This window comes from Pseudanabaena sp. PCC 9330 (assembly GCF_055795045.1).
Map to the genome: position 1 here is coordinate 59,161 of NZ_JAYFES010000116.1, position 15,951 is coordinate 75,111.

The window sequence follows — 15,951 nt, forward strand, 5'->3', positions numbered from 1 at the left end:
CGTTAGGGCTCTCTTGCCTTTGCAAATATTCCCTTCTGCCTAAATCAGGGGCTTGAATTCCTCAATTGCTTGGGTTGTGGCGGGCTCAGGCTGGGGGTGGCCATGGCCCAGGGGTTTCTTGCGGAAATCTCCTACAGCGATCGCAAAAACCGAATCAGCGCGGCGCGATCGTCCTTTTCCATCGCGAGAAAGGTTGACCGAGCCAGCTCCGCCTCGCCCCCGTGCCATAGCACCGCTTCTTCTAGGGTGCGGGCGCGGCCATCGTGCAAAAAGCCTGAGAAGGGTAAGACCGTTTGGGCCAGCCCCACGCCCCACAGCGGCGGCGTGCGCCACTCACGGCCTGTGGCTTCAAAATCGGGCCGACCATCCGCCAGCCCTGGCCCCAAGTCGTGGAGCAGCAGATCGGTGTAAGGGTGAATGGTTTGGTTCGTCAGAGCCGGAATTGGGTGGGGGCCAGTGCGCAGTTCAGACACATGGCAGGCAGTGCAGTTGGCCGCCGCAAACAGGCGCTCGCCCCGCTGTACCTGGGGGTCGTCGAGCAGCGTGCGGGCGGGCACCGCGATGGTCTGCACGTAGACCGCTGCAGCCTCCAGGGTGTCCATGGCGATATCCACCTGACCATCAGCGTCAGGGAAGAGCGGGTTAGTCACCCCCATGTCGTTGATGTAGGCCGAGGCCGACTGCTGCAACAGGGTGGGGGTATTGGCCTTCCAGCCAAAGCGGCCCAGGGTAGGGCGCTGCTCGATCACGTTCCACACCCGGTTGGGGCGACCCGAAATGCCGTCGCCATTGCGATCGCCGGGGTCGGCCCGCTGCACAATGTCGGCCTCGGGCACTGCCTCTAGCAGGCCCGCCCCAAACACCGGCTGCGGAATGCGGTGGGAGATGGCAATGCCCTCGGGCAGGGGCGTACCGTCGAGAGACAGCAGGGTGATCTGGGGCGATCGCAGCCGATACTCGGTGCCGTCGGGGTAAGTGCCTGACTGTTCTTCCCACACCAGTTGCACAATGCCCTCGGGGGCGTAGCCATGCACCCCCTGCTCTTGCAGCTGGGTGCCAATGCCGGGCACTGCCGGGGTATTGGCACCCGGCGACTCGGCCTCCAAGGCGTAGGGATGATCGACCCTCGGCCCTAGACCAGGCTCTACCTGGCTGACCCGCACGGCCCGCTGCCCCTTCTCGGGCAACCCCCGACCATTTTTGATGTGGCACCCGGCGCAGGCGGTGCCGTTAAACAGCGGCCCCAGGCCGGGGTTAACCTGGGCCGGAGCGGTGACAAAGGCGGCCTCAAAGGCCAGGTCGCCCACGGCGTGGCGCTCGGCCCAGTAGGCGTCGAGGTTGGGGGCGGGCTGCTCGTAGGCGCGGGAGGTGCGACTGTAGATTGTGGTGTCGCCGCCCGCCTGAGGTCTGGGGGTTTGGGAGTAGGCGGGCGATCGCAGCAGCCCCGAGAGAGCGATTCCTAACCCCAGGGCCATCAGCGCCAGCAGCGCGTGACGGCCCCAGCGCCGGAGCCTGGACGGCATCATTGCTGGACGAGGGGCAGTACCCGCTGCTCAAAGGTCTCAAACAGGGTGGCAATGCTGTCTACCGCGTTTTCGATTTGGGGCTGGGCGGTGGGGTCGCACAGGGTCTGCTCAATCGGGCCGGGGATGGCGGCTACCGCCGTTTGGGCCGTCTGCATCTGGGCCTGAATTTCGGCATCTAGGGCTGGGTCAACGGCGGCCACAAACGTCTGAAGCCCTTTGCCTTCGGTATTGCCCGCTGGGAAGGTGCCTAGGTAGGCGTTCTGGGCGCTAGTTAAATTGTCCTGAAAGTCTTGGAGGGAGCTTTGGGCGAAGCGGGCCTCCAGCAAAAACGGGTTTTGGGTGGTCGCCGCTTCGCCAATTTTGACGTTGCCCAGTTCATCCAAAATCCCCAAAATGCCCTGGACAATCTCTTCCCCGGCGGCCTGCACGGTGAGGTAGGTGTTGCTATCTTTCCCGGCCTCCACAAACTCATCGCGGTAGGCGGGGAAGCCGTCGATGCCCTCAGTCCAGCTAGCCAGCAGGGCGTTGGCGGTTCCGTCAAACACCGGCCCGATCGCGGCCAAATACTCTAGCTCGCTCTCGGTGAACGACTCCAGCGGTTTGTCGGCGTTAGTGCCGAAGAGGAGAAATGCGATCGCATGGAAGCCCTTCTGACTGGTCTGTAACCCGGCCACATACTCAGGGGTGAGGGCCTGCTCGCTCTCCAGCACCGCCTGCACATCGGTCTCGTTCAGGGGCCAGTCGTCCAGTTCGGCATCGAGCCCTAGGGTGGCAGCGGGGCCAAAGGCAAAGGCTTCGCTCTGCTCCCAGGGCTGGCGGGTGGCCAACCAGGCCTGGCGGGCCGCCGCCAGTGTGTCATCGGTGGGGGTAGCGACAAAGGCGGCGATCGCCTCAGCAAGCGCCCCCGATCGCTCGGTGAGCTGCTCGTAGTTGGGCACGATCAGGGCATCGACAAAGTCGGTGATGATCTGGCGATCGCGAAACTGATCCTCCGGCGCTAGCACGACGGTTTCAGCCGTTTCAGCGGGGAGGGCTGCACCGCCTTCGCCGCCCTCGCCGCCCTCATCAGCCCCGCCGCCCTCGCCGCCGCCATTGACGGCGATCGGACGACAAACGGAGTTTTGACCCACCAGGGTGGCGTCGGCACCACTGCTGGCCCCAACAGTTTCGGGCGTGACGCCTGCCATGGCCGCAGTTTGCGCCCCTGCCACCATTACCCCCGCCGCCAAAAACAGGTCTACGGCCTTGTATCGAGCATTCATGAAAAATCCTGCGTCACGATGAAATGATAATTTCAGACTGTATTCTAAATGAGAATTGCTGTCAAATAGATCTGGGTGGATGAATCTCTCTGGCCAGCAAAATCCTTGCTTGAAAGGGGTTTTAGCGCAAAAGGTCTCAAGGAACTCGCTTTTATGCCGACTCCTGATTGATAAAGAACTTTTTTATTGATAATAGTTCTTGCTGAGGTGAGGGCGTACGGCGGTACGCCCCTACGTAGCCCACTGGCGCAGCAGGTTGGCGGTGGTTTTGGTCAACAGGTCAAACTCTGGGGTCTTGCCGGTTTGGGCAAACAGGGTACGCTTCACCGTTTCAAGGTCAAAGAGAATTTCGCGGTGGGCGGCGTCGCGTACCAGGCTTTGCACCCAGCCCACTGCTACAGTGCGATCGCCCCTCGTCACCGGCTCCACCCGGTGCAGCGTGGTGGAGGGGTAAACAATGGCGCTCCCCGCCGCCAGCTTGTAGGGCTGCTCGCTGTCGGCCCCCTCGATCACCAGTTCGCCGCCGTCGTACTCCTCCGGCCCGCTCAAAAACACCGTAAACGACAGATCTGAGCGGTAAAAGTTAGTGCCCCCCATCAGAGCATTGTCGGTATGTCGCCCGTAGCTCATGCCCACCCCGTAGCGGCTAAACAGCAGGGAGTGGATCATGCGGGGCAGGGCGATCGCCTGAAACAGCGCATTCCTGACCAAAGCCTTCTGCACCACCGCCTTCAATGGCTCAGCTGCCTGCTTAGCCGCCTGCTCATTCTGCTTGACCAGCTTGGCGTGCCACCCCGCCGTCGTTTCCCCCGGCACAAACTCAGCCTCGGCCAAACCAGCCTGAATTTGGGCCACCTCATCCGGGCTCAGCACATCCCCAATGCAAACAATCATCAGCCCCAGCCAAAAACACAGCTAACCTACAGCCTAAAAGATCCAAAACGCCCCATCACCCATCTACCCATTCACCCATCCACTCCCCCACCCCCCACTCCCTAACATCTGAGGTATCTTAGTCGGGTATCGCCCACCCCCTGGGCTACACGCGTGGAGGATTCGCAATCCGTGGCTTCCCTATCGCTATTGGCCCTGCCCCTGGGCGTGCTCTCCGTCATTCTCGGCTTGGGTGAACCCCAGCCCCTGCAACCCTCTGGGCTCAACCCCACGGCCTTGCAGCCCCACTGGCAGTCGCCGTGGATAGCCGGACTGGCCCGCGATCCGGAAGTGGAGGCGATCGTCGAGCAGTACCTGGCAGGGCTGCGGAGCCAGGGTTGGTCGATTCCTGATCAGGGCGTATGGATTCAGGCGGGGCAGAGTGTGGTGGCTGAGCACCGGGGCGACGTGCTGATGCCAGCGGCCTCGTTGACCAAGCTGGCGACCACCCTGGCTGCCCTCGAAACCTGGCCTCTAGACCATCGTTTCGAGACCCTGGTGGGCATCCGAGGCGAAGTGAAGGAAGGTATTCTCTACGGCGATTTGGTGATCCAGAGCAGTGGCGACCCGCTGTTTGTGTGGGAAGAGGGCATTGTGCTGGCCAACCGTCTGCAAGAGCTGGGCATTCAGCGGGTGACGGGGGAGGTGCTGGTGAGCGGCTCTTTCACCATGAACTTTGAAGAGGAACTGACGGACTCCCTGCGGGCGCTGAAACAGGTGATGTCGGCCTCGACCTGGACCTGGGAAACCCGCCAGGCCTACGCCAATCTGCCCCCCGACACCCCTCAACCCAGCCTGCAAATTGACGGCGGTGCCCGCTGGGTAGCCCCGACCGAGCTAGAAACCTTTGCGGTGGATTGGGTGGTGCGGCACCAGTCGCTGCCCCTGGTGGCCATTCTCAAGGCGATGAATATCTACAGCAACAACACCATGGCTGAGATGGTGGCCGACCTGGTGGGAGGGCCTGGGTCGGTGATGGCAAAGGCTACCCAGGCCACAGAACTGCCCGCCGGGGAAATTAGCCTGGTCAATGGGTCGGGCCTGGGCACCGATAACCAGATGTCGCCACGAATGGCGGTGGCCATGACGGTGGCCATCCAGCGATTTCTGTCCGACGCAGGTTTTTCGGTAGCGGATGTGCTGCCGGTGTCTGGGGAAGATGTGGGGACGCTGGTCGATCGCCGCCTTCCCCCCACGGCCGCAGTGAAAACCGGCAGTCTGGCGGAGGTCAGTGCCCTGGCGGGAATGGTGCCCACCGCTGAGCGCGGCCCGGTGTGGTTCGCCATCATCAACAAAGGCTGGGATCTCCCCGACCTGAGGATGCAGCAAGACCAGCTGTTGCAGGCAATTCAGGCGCACTGGGGGGTGGCGGCAGCGCCCGCCGATATGAGGACGAAGGTGATCATGCAGACTGGGCCGTTTCGCTACGGCGACCCCAGCCGCAATCAGGTGGCCCAGGAAGTAGTGTCGGAGTAGGGCGGATGGGCGTAGTGCTGGTGCAGGGCTTGGGCGATCGCCCCGGCAGCCCCCGGTGGCCCCATGCGACAGCGACCGTTCTCCGCAATCTGCTGGAGCCGAGGGGCGTCGGCTAGGCAGGTTTGTAAGGTGACCCCCGCTTCGCCGGGCTGGTTCAGCAATATGATTGATCGCCCCAGCAGCCGCGATTGCGATTCAGCGAAAGCGTAGGTGAACTGTGGCCCAGAGCCAGGGAAGGTGATGACGGGCTTGCCCAGGCCAACGGCCTGCTCGGTGGCGGTGCCAGCGGTGGCCAGGACGGCATCGGCCAGGTGCAGGCATTCGGCAAAAGCGTTGGTGGTCAACACCAGCACCCCATTACTGCGTTGAAACGTAGGGTATTCCCCAGCCACGGGCTGCCAGCCTACGTCCAGCAGCACATCCTTAAACGCTGCCAGGTTGAGGGAGGGAGCCAGGGCGGCGAGCAGGCGGATCTGGCGATCGCCGAAGGTCTTCATCACCGAGGCAACAGCCGTCACCATGCGCTGCCAGTTGTCAAACACCTCGGGCGCACGAGAGCCGGGCAGCAGCGCCAGGGTGAGCCGAGCGGCAGCCGGGGGAAACGTTGCGGTCAGCCGGGCCAGCTTGTCGGCGCTGGTTTCCAGATCATCCATCATCGGGTTGCCGGGGTAGCGGGCGGGCACTCCTCGTTGCTGCAAAATGTCGGCGGTGAGCTGGTCGCGCACAAACACCCCCTGACAGCGAGAATGAGCCATCAGCCAGCGCTCCCAGGGCACGTAGACCGAGCCCGACCAACCCTCCAGCGGTGGGCGACCGGGTAGGCGATGGGTTTCATCGCGCAGGTAGTATTCTGACTTGGCGGTGCCCACAAAGCTGTACTCAGCCCCGCTCTGCCAGGCGATCGCCAGGGGCACAATATCGCCCACCGCCAGAATCTTGCCGCCGCCCTTGGCCCACTGCCGCGCGGTTTTGAGCTGGGCCAGAGTCAACCCCACCAGGCCCCCCTGCAAGTCGCGCACCAGCTCATGGCGATCCATATAGATGAAGCCGCCGGAGGGCATCGCCTGGGTCGGCCCCTGAATGGCAATACCTGCTTTTTCGTAGGCGCGTCCTTCACCAACAATGGGCAGGGCGGCTAGGCTGGGCGCGCCGGGCAGCTGACGCAACTGCTTGAGAATGCGAACGGCGATGCCGTCTTCACCGTGGCCATTGCTGATGCAGAGTAGCTTCATCCGTGGATGCTCAATACCAACCACAACCCTAACAGAAAACCAAAACCCTCCCTCAGAACACCAGCACCAGCTCGATCTGCCACTGGTCTCCCTGGCGCACAATCTGAATCTCGCGGATAAATTCGCGAAAGAAGAAGCGACGCTCGGCCTCGGACAGATCGAGCCAAAACTGAGGAATCGACACTGACTGGGACAGTTCTCGAAGATTCACCGGGGGCAGCTGGGCCAGCTGCTGGTGTAGGTCAGCCACTTCGCCTCGCAGCTTGTAACGGCGCAGGGCGGCAGTTTCGGCATCGAGAATGCCAGAGGCTTCTAGGTCGGGGAGCTGAGCCAAGACCGCTGTTTTGGCATCAATTTCCCCCTGCAATCGGGTGCCAGGGGCGGGCACACCGGGGGGCATGCTGGCGGAGAGCTGGGCCACGGCCTGGGGTAGCACTAGACAAATCTCAGCCACGATCCGGCTCAGGGCCTCGTCGTAGGGAATGGCTTTGCAGCGAGGACTTCTAGAGCAGCCCTGGGGCCGCAGGTAGAGGTAGCTTTTGGCCTGTCCCCTGGGGGCAGTTTTAGAAATGGTCATTGGCTGGCGGCACTCCTGGCAGGTGACTAGGCCTGCGAGCGATCGCGGTGCCCCCGCCGTCCGGGGTGGCAAGGGCCGGTTGCGGCGCAGCAGACGATCGATCTGAGCTGCCTCCTCGCGGCCAATGATGGCGGCGTGGGTGTCGCGCAGCACGGTGCCATCTTGGTATTGCAGATCGCCCCGGTACACCGGGTGGGTGAGCCAGCGCCGCCCAGTCGAGGCTGAAATGCGCTTGCCCAGTTTGTTCTCAATCAACCGCACTGCCCCCCGCAGCGAGCCGTAGAGCAAAAACTCATTGACCAAGGCGGTGACCACCGGAGCAGTGGTGCGATCGATCAGGTAGCGGCCCTGGCCCCGGCGATAGCCGTAGGGCGGTTTGCCCGGCGGTGGTAGAGCCTGTAGGCGGCTGCGGGCGTGGCCCTCGCGCAACCGGCGGCGACGCTGATCGGTCGATAGCTCTGCCCCGTGCAAAAGACTGTCTAAATCGATCGCCCCCGTTTCTACGGTGACCACCTCAGCCCCGGCAGCGGCGATCGCCTGTACCCAGTGGCGCATCTCGTCGAGGTCATTGCCCAGTGTGGCCAAATTGTTGACCAGCACCCGATCTGCCGGGTTGACTTGCAGGTCGGCCAGCAGGCGATCGCGCTCGGGCCGATATCCCGGCTCCGTTGGCAGGGCGATGTCGGTATAAACTCGCTCAATCGGCCCCAGTTCAGTCTCATCCAGCGGGCCGGGCCGGGGCGGCACCCGGTCATCAGTCTCTCGGTAGCAGTAAGCAACAATGCGCATGACCTAGAATGCCAGCTTCAACGCTTCCCGCAGGGCAAGCGATTGATCGTCGTCAGTACCCGCCACAACGACCATGACCGTGGTGATTGCTGGTGGGTTCTCCAGACAGACAAACATGGCGGTTACGGTCTCAGATCGACCGGCAAGGCTGATGGCATCGTTTTGAACTGGGTCTAAGCCCTGGGCTTCGAGTGCTTGCCGGGCTCTCTCCAGGCATTGGGCTGTATCCATATCGAGCACCTGCCAGGCGTAGTGCAGTCCTGGCGGTGCGGCCTGGGTGGGGGAGACATTGGCTGCCAGGCCCAGACCGGTCAGTAACGCTGTCAGCACGTAGGTCATTGCCATCATTGATGTTTCCTCACTGCTGCCTCAATGTCGATGATACCGCCTGGGCCTAGATTCAGCCGTGGGCTCCGACCATTGGCTCTGGGCCATGGCAAGATAGGTGGGTAGGCTGGGCCAGCGGGTTTCCCCTGTGCCCCATGGCGTTCCCCCGAGGCGGTTTCTTTGCAGATTACATTTTTGGGCACCAGTTCTGGCGTGCCGACGCGATCGCGCAATGTGTCGAGCGTGGCCCTGCGGCTGCCCCAGCGGGCCGAGGTGTGGCTGTTTGACTGCGGCGAGGGCACCCAGCACCAGTTTTTGCGCAGCGAGTTTAAGTCGAGCCAGATTCGCCGCATTTTCATTACCCACATGCACGGCGACCACATCTTTGGCCTGATGGGGCTGCTGGCCAGCTGCGGCCTAGCTGGCAACCGGCAGCAGCGCATCGATATCTACGGTCCCAAGCCCCTCAACGACTACCTGCAAGCCAGCCGCCGCTATTCTCAAACCCACTTCACCCTGCCGATCAAAATCCACGCCGTCGAGCCGGGGCTGGTGTTTGAAGACGATGAGTTTCGCGTGTTCTGCGATCTGCTCGAGCACCGGGTGCCCGCCTACGGCTACCGGGTCGAAGAGCGCGATCGCCCAGGCCACTTTGACGTCAAGCGAGCCCAGGCCCTAGGCATTCCCTCGGGGCCAATCTATGGTCAGCTCAAGCAGGGGCAGCGGGTCACCCTTGACGATGGCCGCACCATCAATGGGGCCGACCTCTGTGGGCCAGACCTGGTGGGGCGCAAGCTGGTCTACTGCACCGATACGATCTACTGCGATCGCGCCGTGGCCCTCGCCGCCAACACCGACGTGCTGATCCATGAAGCCACCTTCTCCCACCGCGATGCCGACCTGGCCTACCAGCGGCTGCACTCCACCTCGACCATGGCGGCCCAGGTGGCCCTCGGGGCCCAGGCCAAGCAGCTGATCATGACCCATTTCAGCCCCCGCTATGCCCCCGGCAACGACATTCAGCTCAGCGACCTGCTAGCCGAGGCCAGGGCTATTTTCCCTCGTACCAACCTGGCCCACGACTTCTTGATCTACGACATTCCCCGCCTAGACGAGCCCCGCCCCGGCGAGGCCGTGTTGTCTGCCTCAGCGGTGTAGGTTGGTTGTTGGTTTGACATGGCTCTGGCTTTTCTTCTGGGTCAACCGCTGCTGAAGTGTCGTTAGCCGATCGCGATCGGCTACGCCCGTGCGGGGCATGGGTACTTCGGTATTGGGCCAAGTGGGTAAGTCGTTGCAGGGGCAGAGGTGGGTGGCCGTGCCGGCAGTGGGTATGGCGATGGGCATGGTGCAGCGAGCGCAGGCGATGATATCCCAGGCGGGCGACAGCATTTCGGCGATACTCTGGGTGGTGCCGTCGAGGTAGCAGCCTTGGCCGTTGGTCACCATAATCTGATGCCAGCAATCCTCAAACGATGCACTGTAGTGACCGTTTTGAAAGATGGGAGAGGGCAGGCAGGCAGGCCGATTTGCCGCCAGCACCACAGATTTGCCCAACTGAAACCAGTGGGCCAAAAAATCTCTCACTTCAGTCTGAGATGCCATGTCGCTTGATCCTTATTGTGTCATCGCGTAGCTGAACAGGCCTGGGGGGTATTTTGTTGTGAACTGATGAGGTCCTGAAGGGCTGATACCCCACTAGCCCAAGTGAAGGGAGTCTAGAAAAATGTGCCTCTAGGCAAGGCGTTTGAGCGAGGCCTTTGAGGCCTTTAGGAGGGCTAGCCGCCTGGTCTATGCCCATATCCTAGCGGCTGCCCCGCCTGGTTCTGGCAATCTACTGATAATCTTCGGAAAGATTTTTCGTCTAGCCCTAGGCCCAAAGCGGCGATCGCATCTCCGCAGCCAGGCTATGGCCCCAGTGCCTGCCCAGAGGAGCGGTGCGACTAGGGGCTAACCCGCTCTAGCGGGTGGTGTAAAGCGCCCAGCAAAGCCCCGAAAAGCCTTAGATTCCCTGGTCTGTGCTGTCAACTTAACGAAAGTTTGCAGAGGCCTAGGGTAACCGCTAAAAGTGGGGCACAACCGGATAAAGTAGCCCTATGTATGACGACGACCTCGCTACCCAAAACCCCGATTTGGAGTTTGCTGACCCCCTCGATGCCCTCGGCCCCGTCGAGGCAGACGCAGCCCCTCAGTATGACCCCGAGGCCATGCTGCCGCTGCTGACGGCGGCCGACCCCCAGCAGCGAATGCTGGCCGCGCGCACCTTTTGTGAAGTAGAAGACGGGCGGGCGGTAGTCCCGCTGCTGCTGTTGCTCAACGATTTGTGCCCTCTGGTGCGGGTGAGTGCCGCCTACGCCTTGGGCCGCAACCCCAATGGGCTGGCGGTAGAGGCGTTAATTGCCCAGCTGGCAACCGACTGGAACGGCTATGTGCGCAAAGGTTTGGTCTGGGCCTTAGGAAATGCCCACGACGGGCGATCGCTCAACCCCCTGATCCAAGCTCTTCGCACCGATATTTCTGCGGTGCGGCTGTGGGCCGCCAGTGCCCTGGCCCAGATGTCCCAGGTGGGCTACGACTGCGTGATTGCCGCCATTCCGCCCCTAATCGAAGGATTGCGCCGTGACCCAGTGCCCGCCGTGCGCAGCAACTGTGCCTGGGCCGTGGGTCAGCTATGTCGCGAGCTGCCCTCCAACGTGGTGTACCATACTGCGATCGATGCCTTGATCGAGAGCTTTGCCGAAGAAGAAGACCTAGGCGTGCGCGAAGATGCTCGCACGGCACTGCTCAAGGTGGGCGATACCCGAGGGCTGCAAACCATCGAAGAAATTGAGCAGGATGGCTTCTTCTTTTGATCTGTATCCCCGGCAAAGCCTCGCCTTTGGCCCCAGGCTGGGTGGTTTAATAGTCAAAGAGATCCACAGGGATTTGTTGAAGAAACGCGGGAGCCAGTGCCTTGTATCAGTGCCCTAAGGAAGGGAATATCGACCTCCAGGATGGTCAACTTGCCCCAGATCTGTCGGTTAAAGCCTGCCCTAGCTGTGGCGGCGCATGGATTTCCCCCGAAGATTACATCACCTGGCAAAAGCAGCAGGTCGATACCGAGACGCCGGTCAAGGTATCCATTCTGCCCCTATCGCTCAGCACCCCCTTCCAGCCTGCACCCTTAGACAACCGGGCGGCCCTTTGCCCCGACTGTCGCAGCTACCTGGTGCGAGGGCGAGTGACGCTCCAAAACGGTTCATTTTATGTCGAGCGCTGCCCCAGCTGCACTGGCCTCTGGTGCGACGCTGGCGAGTGGGAGATCTTGCAGCAGCTCAACCTCCATACCCACGCTGAGTACATTTTTTCTGCCGACTGGCAGGCTCAGGTGCGCGACCTAGAGCACAGCGAGCGAGAGCGCCAGGCCACCATTGCCAAGCTCGGGCCAGACATAGCCCAGCGCCTATTTGAGCTAGCCGATCTGCTAGAGCAGCACCCCAATGGCGACTTTGGGGTAGCGTACTTGATGCGACGGGTCGATCAGTAGGCAATTTAGGCTAAAACTACCCAACCTCGCTGAGGCTGACATGCTCGACCCAATGGATCCAGTAGCTTTGATGCTGGATCCAGTCAATTCTACCCCTCTACCCCGCCGCAGAGCCGGCGGCAAACACCCGGCCAATCACTTCCTCCACTGGCGGATCGCTGACGGTCAAGTCCTGTACGTCTAGCTCTCCCAGCAGTTGACCCACGGTCTGAGTTAAGTCTTCCCGATGCACAATCAGCCGGGCGGTACAGCCCTCTAGGCTTTCAATTTCGCCGTAGCGGCTGAAAGTGTCGACATCACAGTTTGTAGCCAGCTCTACGGTCACCTCACGATAGGGGGCAAACCGATCGAGCAGCCCCTCCAGGCTGCCATCATAGATCAGCCGCCCTTGGTAGATCAGCAGCACCCGTCGACAGAGAGCGGTGATGTCGGCCATATAGTGGCTAGTGAGCAAAATGGTGGCCTGGTAGCGCTGATTGTAGTCGCGCAAAAATTCTCGCACTGCCACCTGAGCGTTGACGTCGAGGCCCAGGGTGGGCTCGTCTAAAAACAACACCTGGGGCCGGTGCAGCAGAGCCGCCATCATCTCGGCCTTCATCCGCTCACCCAAGGAGAGCTTGCGCACCGGCTGGATTAGCTGACTCTGTAGCGACAGCATCTCAGCCAGCTCGTCGACCCGGTAGCGAAACTCTTTATCGGAGAGGCCGTAGATGGCCGCGTTGATGCGCAGCGAATCGAGGGCAGGCAGGTCCCACAGCAGCTGCTGTTTTTGGCCCATCACCAGGGTGATGGCCTGCAAAAAGTCGGCCCGCCGCTGAAAGGGAATGTGGTCCCCCACGCGCACAGTGCCCTCTGAGGGGTGAATCAGGCCGGTGAGCATCTTTAGGGTAGTGGTTTTGCCTGCCCCGTTAGGCCCCAAAAAGCCCACGACTTCTCCCGGCTCGATCTGAAACGATACGGACTGCACCGCCTCTACCAGTCGATACTGGCGGCGAAAAAAATGTCTCAGGGTGCCCCCCAGGCCAGGATCTTTTGCGGCTACGGGGTAACGCTTGCTGAGTTGATGAACGTCAATGGTGGGCATGGTGGCGGCTGAGCATCTGGTTTCTACTTTACCGCCAACGCCCACCCGAGGCTTAGCCTACGACTCGACGCAAAAAGTGCAGGCGCTCGTTTAGGCCCATGGCATCGATACGAGTTAGCAAATTTTTGGGGGCCGCAAAGCTATGGGGGGCACTCTCCAGGTGGCAGGCATCCAGCGGTAGCCGACCGGCAGGAATCAGGTGCACCATGCGGTGCCAAAAGGCCAGCTTCATATTGATGTTGAGGGCTTGGTAGGCCTGACTAAAGCGAGTGTCGGCCCCGGCCAGAATGTCGCGTAAAATCGAAACCTGGTCGTGGCTGTCGACCTGCTGCATTTGACTGATCAACTGCTGCACGGCCTGGGAGAAGAGGGCCACTGGAGCGATCGCCGCAAAAGCCTGACCCAGGGTCTCGTAGGTCTGCCAGATGACCGCGATGCGGCAGTCTACCTCAGCAGCCTCGAAAGATTGAACGACCTGCTCAAATTGAAGCGGAATATTGACGGCAGTCATGGCAGTTTTTCCTTATTTAGCTTGTTATGAGGAGCGGTACGGCAAAGGCCGACCGTGGGTTAGACCTAAGAGAGCTCTAAAGAGGCTCTAGGTCTGTCTATAGACAATGTGGTCGAGAATAAACTGAGCGAAATCAACCAAAGGTGTGGCTGATTCCCTTGAGAGCTATAAATCCGACTCAAGAGGGACTCTACCAGCGGTGCCTCTATAGCGGAGGTTGATCAATTTAAAGTGGTTTATCGTCTGTTTATATTGATCCCTATTATTTTTCCCGATGGCCGCTTTCTTCCAAGTTTCTTTTGATTTGCTCTACCCCTGACCGAGTGGCGGTAAGCGTGAGGCAGCTCCAAATCCGCTTCTAGCTCTAAAGCGTCAGGGTCTCAGGTCAGGGCGGAGCCATTGTCTTTTAAGATTTAATACGTACTGTTCAAATACCTACTGTGTTGCCACCTTGGCAAACAATGCCTATAGATAGGGTTGTTCTTGCGATACCGCTCCCCAGAGTAATGAGGGCAATTTTGGATGTTTAAGCGCAAACCGGCTCCGCTGCTGACCTACCTGAGCCAAAAAACTGAGTTTGAGGGAGTCCTCCATGCCGAAGGCATGCTGCGGGTCGATGGCATTATCCACGGCACCGTAGATATCAAAGGCGATCTAGAAATTTCCTCGACCGGGCTGATTGAAGGGCCTGAAGTCAAAGCCAACAATATTGTGGTGCAAGGAGTGCTCAAGGCTCGGGTGTTTGCCGAAGGCAAGCTTACCCTCAGCAGTACGGCTCGTCTTGAGGGCGATGTGGTAGCTGGCTCCCTAGAAATTGAAGCAGGCGCTTACTACACTGGCTACATTGAGACGCGCGATGCTAAGTCACTGCCCCCGGCTCGAGATCTGCCAGAGCTCTACGGCACGACCGAGGTCTAGGGGTTAGGGCTGATCGCCCATGAGCCAGGTGGCCAAAATAAGCCCGATCCCGCCCAGTAGCCAAGGGGAAGGCACCAGTAATTGCCCCAGATGGGGCAGACTATCGACGGCAGTCGCGATCGCCCAAGCTGCTGCTGCAAAGACGATAAGGGTTATGAGTTCCATGGGGTTAGTTCTGCCAGGGGCTAACAGCTGAACAGACAGTTTAAATTTCTGTCTATTATGAGGGGCGATCGCATCCGCCGCCCAGCATCATAGAGTTGAACCGCAAGAGGCTGGAGCCATGGCTGCCCAATCCCACTTCCAATTCAACCGTAGGGCTCTAGCGATGGGGCTGCTCCTGGGTCTGATGGGCGCACTGCCTGCCCTGGCTCAGTCGGCCAACTTTGACTCCTTTGATCTGACTGGCGATCGCCCAACCGCCAGCGTCAGCGGCTTTACCAACGGCATCTTTGCCCTGTCTAATATTGCTGGACGCGATCGTCGTGGCATCATCTGCACCGGGTTTGCCGACAGTAACCCCGACCACATCATGGTACTCCAGCAAGACTTTGCGGCCCTCACCCTACAGGTCAACAGCGGCGGCAATGACACCAGCCTGCTGATCCAAGGCCCCAACGATGGCACCGTGCGCTGCGGCGAAGACACCGGTCGCCGCAACCCCGACGCCCAGGTGCAAGACCAGGGCTGGTCAGCGGGCACCTATCGCATTTGGGTCGGTTCCCACAGCCAGGGGCAGCGCTACAACTACTCTCTGACAGTGAGCCCCTAAGGGTCTTCTCCAGAGCATCTTTTATCGTTATTCAGGTAGACCGTGAGTCCTGCAACAGAGCGATAACGAGAGGACAACCCCACGTTAGGATAAAGAAGCTGCCATTCATTCCATCGATTGCCGTGCTCAAAACCTTGATCGCTGATTTTCGCATCGTGTTCGAGCGGGATCCAGCTGCCCGTAATTGGGTAGAGGTGCTGACCTGCTACCCTGGCCTCCATGCCTTGATGCTGCATCGGTTTAGCCACTGGCTGTGGAATCTTGGCCTACCGGTAGTGCCGCGCCTACTCTCTCACCTAGCTCGGTTTCTCACCGGTATTGAAATTCATCCCGGTGCCACCATCGGCGAAGGCGTGTTTATTGACCATGGCATGGGAGTTGTGATCGGCGAAACCGCCATCATTGGTAACTACGCCTTGATCTACCAGGGCGTTACTCTGGGGGGCACAGGCAAGGAAATCGGTAAGCGGCACCCGACCCTGGGCGACAATGTGGTAGTCGGTGCCGGGGCTAAAGTGCTCGGCAACATTTACCTTGGCCACAACGTTCGCATTGGTGCGGGCTCCGTGGTGCTGCGAGAGGTGCCCTCCGACTGCACTGTTGTCGGCATCCCTGGGCGCATTGTGTACCGAGCTGGAGAGCGCACTGAGCCCCTAGAGCACGGCAGCTTACCCGACTCCGAGGCCCAGGTGATTCGCGCTCTGCTCGATCGCATTGAAGCCCTCGAAAAAGAAGTCCAGACCCTGGGGCAAACCCACCGCGAACCCGTCTTAGTCGGAGCCATCAAGCCCAAAGACGCCTCTAGCTGTCGCCTGCAAGACCGAGTGCTTGAAGAATTTCTTGACGGTACCGGTATTTAAGCCCTAGGCCCCACCGCTGCCCTGAGGAGTCTCTGCTGTAGCTAATCAGCCCCTGGCAGAGTCTCTGGGAAAGAAGATACCCCGATGGATGGGCGCAGATGTATGGGCGCAGGGTCTGCGCTCTCGAAAGGTAACCAAAATTCTTCGGCATTTTGTTGTCA

17 protein-coding genes are annotated in these 15,951 nt (G+C 60.5%); 7 read left to right on the forward strand and 10 right to left on the reverse strand.

Annotation, left to right across the window (positions count from 1 at the left end; all coding sequences use genetic code 11):
- Positions 1-131 precede the first annotated feature (131 nt).
- The 3 genes from AC0QKW_RS21065 to AC0QKW_RS21075 form a co-directional block, all read right to left on the reverse strand.
- Positions 132-1,526 (reverse strand): di-heme oxidoreductase family protein, encoded by a 1,395-nt coding sequence (locus AC0QKW_RS21065; protein ID WP_473153066.1) that lies wholly within the window; start codon positions 1,524-1,526, stop codon positions 132-134.
- On the reverse strand, positions 1,523-2,788 hold the full coding sequence (locus AC0QKW_RS21070) for an imelysin family protein (RefSeq protein ID WP_473153067.1): 1,266 nt from the start codon (positions 2,786-2,788) through the stop codon (positions 1,523-1,525). Before AC0QKW_RS21070 ends, AC0QKW_RS21065 begins: the two co-directional genes overlap by 4 nt.
- 231 nt (positions 2,789-3,019) lie before the next feature.
- Positions 3,020-3,682 (reverse strand): Fe2+-dependent dioxygenase, encoded by a 663-nt coding sequence (locus tag AC0QKW_RS21075; protein WP_473153068.1) that lies wholly within the window; start codon positions 3,680-3,682, stop codon positions 3,020-3,022.
- A 171-nt stretch (positions 3,683-3,853) separates the two neighbouring features.
- On the opposite strand from AC0QKW_RS21075, the gene AC0QKW_RS21080 reads away from it, so the two are divergent.
- Positions 3,854-5,197: a D-alanyl-D-alanine carboxypeptidase gene (locus AC0QKW_RS21080; RefSeq protein ID WP_473153069.1), complete on the forward strand. Its 1,344-nt coding sequence runs from the start codon at positions 3,854-3,856 to the stop codon at positions 5,195-5,197.
- Here the strand turns inward: AC0QKW_RS21080 and AC0QKW_RS21085 are convergent.
- The 3 genes from AC0QKW_RS21085 to AC0QKW_RS21095 are packed head-to-tail and all read right to left on the reverse strand — an operon-like array spanning position 5,167 to position 8,143.
- A complete protein-coding gene (locus tag AC0QKW_RS21085; RefSeq protein WP_473153070.1) occupies positions 5,167-6,429 on the reverse strand; it encodes a lipid-A-disaccharide synthase-related protein in 1,263 nt (420 codons plus the stop codon). The two genes, AC0QKW_RS21080 and AC0QKW_RS21085, sit on opposite strands and share 31 nt — an antisense overlap.
- A gap of 52 nt (positions 6,430-6,481) precedes the next feature.
- Positions 6,482-7,795 (reverse strand): recombinase family protein, encoded by a 1,314-nt coding sequence (locus AC0QKW_RS21090; protein WP_473153071.1) that lies wholly within the window; start codon positions 7,793-7,795, stop codon positions 6,482-6,484.
- A gap of 3 nt (positions 7,796-7,798) precedes the next feature.
- The gene (locus AC0QKW_RS21095) at positions 7,799-8,143 is read right to left on the reverse strand and encodes a hypothetical protein (RefSeq protein WP_473153072.1); all 345 of its coding nucleotides are present in this window, start codon (positions 8,141-8,143) and stop codon (positions 7,799-7,801) included.
- Positions 8,144-8,302: 159 nt separating this feature from the next.
- Between AC0QKW_RS21095 and AC0QKW_RS21100 the strand changes: the two genes are divergently transcribed.
- The gene (locus tag AC0QKW_RS21100) at positions 8,303-9,280 is read left to right on the forward strand and encodes a ribonuclease Z (protein WP_473153073.1); all 978 of its coding nucleotides are present in this window, start codon (positions 8,303-8,305) and stop codon (positions 9,278-9,280) included.
- On the opposite strand, the gene AC0QKW_RS21105 is transcribed toward AC0QKW_RS21100, so the two are convergent.
- Positions 9,269-9,724, reverse strand: coding sequence for a hypothetical protein (locus tag AC0QKW_RS21105; RefSeq protein ID WP_473153074.1), 456 nt, complete (start codon positions 9,722-9,724; stop codon positions 9,269-9,271). The genes AC0QKW_RS21100 and AC0QKW_RS21105 overlap by 12 nt on opposite strands.
- Before the next feature lie 491 nt (positions 9,725-10,215).
- On the opposite strand from AC0QKW_RS21105, the gene AC0QKW_RS21110 reads away from it, so the two are divergent.
- Positions 10,216-10,971 carry a HEAT repeat domain-containing protein gene (locus tag AC0QKW_RS21110; RefSeq protein ID WP_473153075.1) on the forward strand — a complete coding sequence of 252 codons (756 nt, stop codon included), beginning with the start codon at positions 10,216-10,218 and terminating at the stop codon, positions 10,969-10,971.
- A 101-nt stretch (positions 10,972-11,072) separates the two neighbouring features.
- A complete protein-coding gene (locus tag AC0QKW_RS21115) occupies positions 11,073-11,645 on the forward strand; it encodes a TFIIB-type zinc ribbon-containing protein (protein ID WP_473153076.1) in 573 nt (190 codons plus the stop codon).
- A 97-nt stretch (positions 11,646-11,742) separates the two neighbouring features.
- Here AC0QKW_RS21115 and AC0QKW_RS21120 read toward each other — a convergent pair whose 3' ends face one another.
- Together AC0QKW_RS21120 and AC0QKW_RS21125 are read right to left on the reverse strand one after the other, a co-directional pair.
- On the reverse strand, positions 11,743-12,729 hold the full coding sequence (locus AC0QKW_RS21120; RefSeq protein WP_473153077.1) for an ABC transporter ATP-binding protein: 987 nt from the start codon (positions 12,727-12,729) through the stop codon (positions 11,743-11,745).
- Between the two features lie 52 nt (positions 12,730-12,781).
- Positions 12,782-13,240 carry an orange carotenoid protein N-terminal domain-containing protein gene (locus AC0QKW_RS21125; protein ID WP_473153078.1) on the reverse strand — a complete coding sequence of 153 codons (459 nt, stop codon included), beginning with the start codon at positions 13,238-13,240 and terminating at the stop codon, positions 12,782-12,784.
- A 522-nt stretch (positions 13,241-13,762) separates the two neighbouring features.
- Between AC0QKW_RS21125 and AC0QKW_RS21130 the strand changes: the two genes are divergently transcribed.
- Positions 13,763-14,158, forward strand: coding sequence for a bactofilin family protein (locus AC0QKW_RS21130; RefSeq protein WP_473153079.1), 396 nt, complete (start codon positions 13,763-13,765; stop codon positions 14,156-14,158).
- A gap of 3 nt (positions 14,159-14,161) precedes the next feature.
- On the opposite strand, the gene AC0QKW_RS21135 is transcribed toward AC0QKW_RS21130, so the two are convergent.
- Entirely contained in the window at positions 14,162-14,323 is a 162-nt protein-coding gene (locus AC0QKW_RS21135) for a hypothetical protein (protein WP_473153080.1), read from the reverse strand.
- Positions 14,324-14,441: 118 nt separating this feature from the next.
- On the opposite strand from AC0QKW_RS21135, the gene AC0QKW_RS21140 reads away from it, so the two are divergent.
- Entirely contained in the window at positions 14,442-14,930 is a 489-nt protein-coding gene (locus AC0QKW_RS21140) for a hypothetical protein (protein ID WP_473153081.1), read from the forward strand.
- Between the two features lie 122 nt (positions 14,931-15,052).
- Entirely contained in the window at positions 15,053-15,790 is a 738-nt protein-coding gene (cysE, locus tag AC0QKW_RS21145) for a serine O-acetyltransferase (protein ID WP_473153082.1), read from the forward strand.
- Positions 15,791-15,951 lie beyond the last annotated feature (161 nt).

Bases quoted from the DNA above. Each gene is read 5' to 3' on its own strand.
- AC0QKW_RS21065 (WP_473153066.1), bottom strand. From the start codon at position 1,526: ATGATGCCGTCCAGGCTCCGGCGCTGGGGCCGTCACGCGCTGCTGGCG.
- AC0QKW_RS21070 (WP_473153067.1), bottom strand. From the start codon at position 2,788: ATGAATGCTCGATACAAGGCCGTAGACCTGTTTTTGGCGGCGGGGGTA.
- AC0QKW_RS21075 (WP_473153068.1), bottom strand. From the start codon at position 3,682: ATGATTGTTTGCATTGGGGATGTGCTGAGCCCGGATGAGGTGGCCCAA.
- AC0QKW_RS21085 (WP_473153070.1), bottom strand. From the start codon at position 6,429: ATGAAGCTACTCTGCATCAGCAATGGCCACGGTGAAGACGGCATCGCC.
- AC0QKW_RS21090 (WP_473153071.1), bottom strand. From the start codon at position 7,795: ATGCGCATTGTTGCTTACTGCTACCGAGAGACTGATGACCGGGTGCCG.
- AC0QKW_RS21095 (WP_473153072.1), bottom strand. From the start codon at position 8,143: ATGATGGCAATGACCTACGTGCTGACAGCGTTACTGACCGGTCTGGGC.
- AC0QKW_RS21105 (WP_473153074.1), bottom strand. From the start codon at position 9,724: ATGGCATCTCAGACTGAAGTGAGAGATTTTTTGGCCCACTGGTTTCAG.
- AC0QKW_RS21110 (WP_473153075.1), top strand. From the start codon at position 10,216: ATGTATGACGACGACCTCGCTACCCAAAACCCCGATTTGGAGTTTGCT.
- AC0QKW_RS21120 (WP_473153077.1), bottom strand. From the start codon at position 12,729: ATGCCCACCATTGACGTTCATCAACTCAGCAAGCGTTACCCCGTAGCC.
- AC0QKW_RS21125 (WP_473153078.1), bottom strand. From the start codon at position 13,240: ATGACTGCCGTCAATATTCCGCTTCAATTTGAGCAGGTCGTTCAATCT.
- AC0QKW_RS21130 (WP_473153079.1), top strand. From the start codon at position 13,763: ATGTTTAAGCGCAAACCGGCTCCGCTGCTGACCTACCTGAGCCAAAAA.
- AC0QKW_RS21135 (WP_473153080.1), bottom strand. From the start codon at position 14,323: ATGGAACTCATAACCCTTATCGTCTTTGCAGCAGCAGCTTGGGCGATC.
- AC0QKW_RS21140 (WP_473153081.1), top strand. From the start codon at position 14,442: ATGGCTGCCCAATCCCACTTCCAATTCAACCGTAGGGCTCTAGCGATG.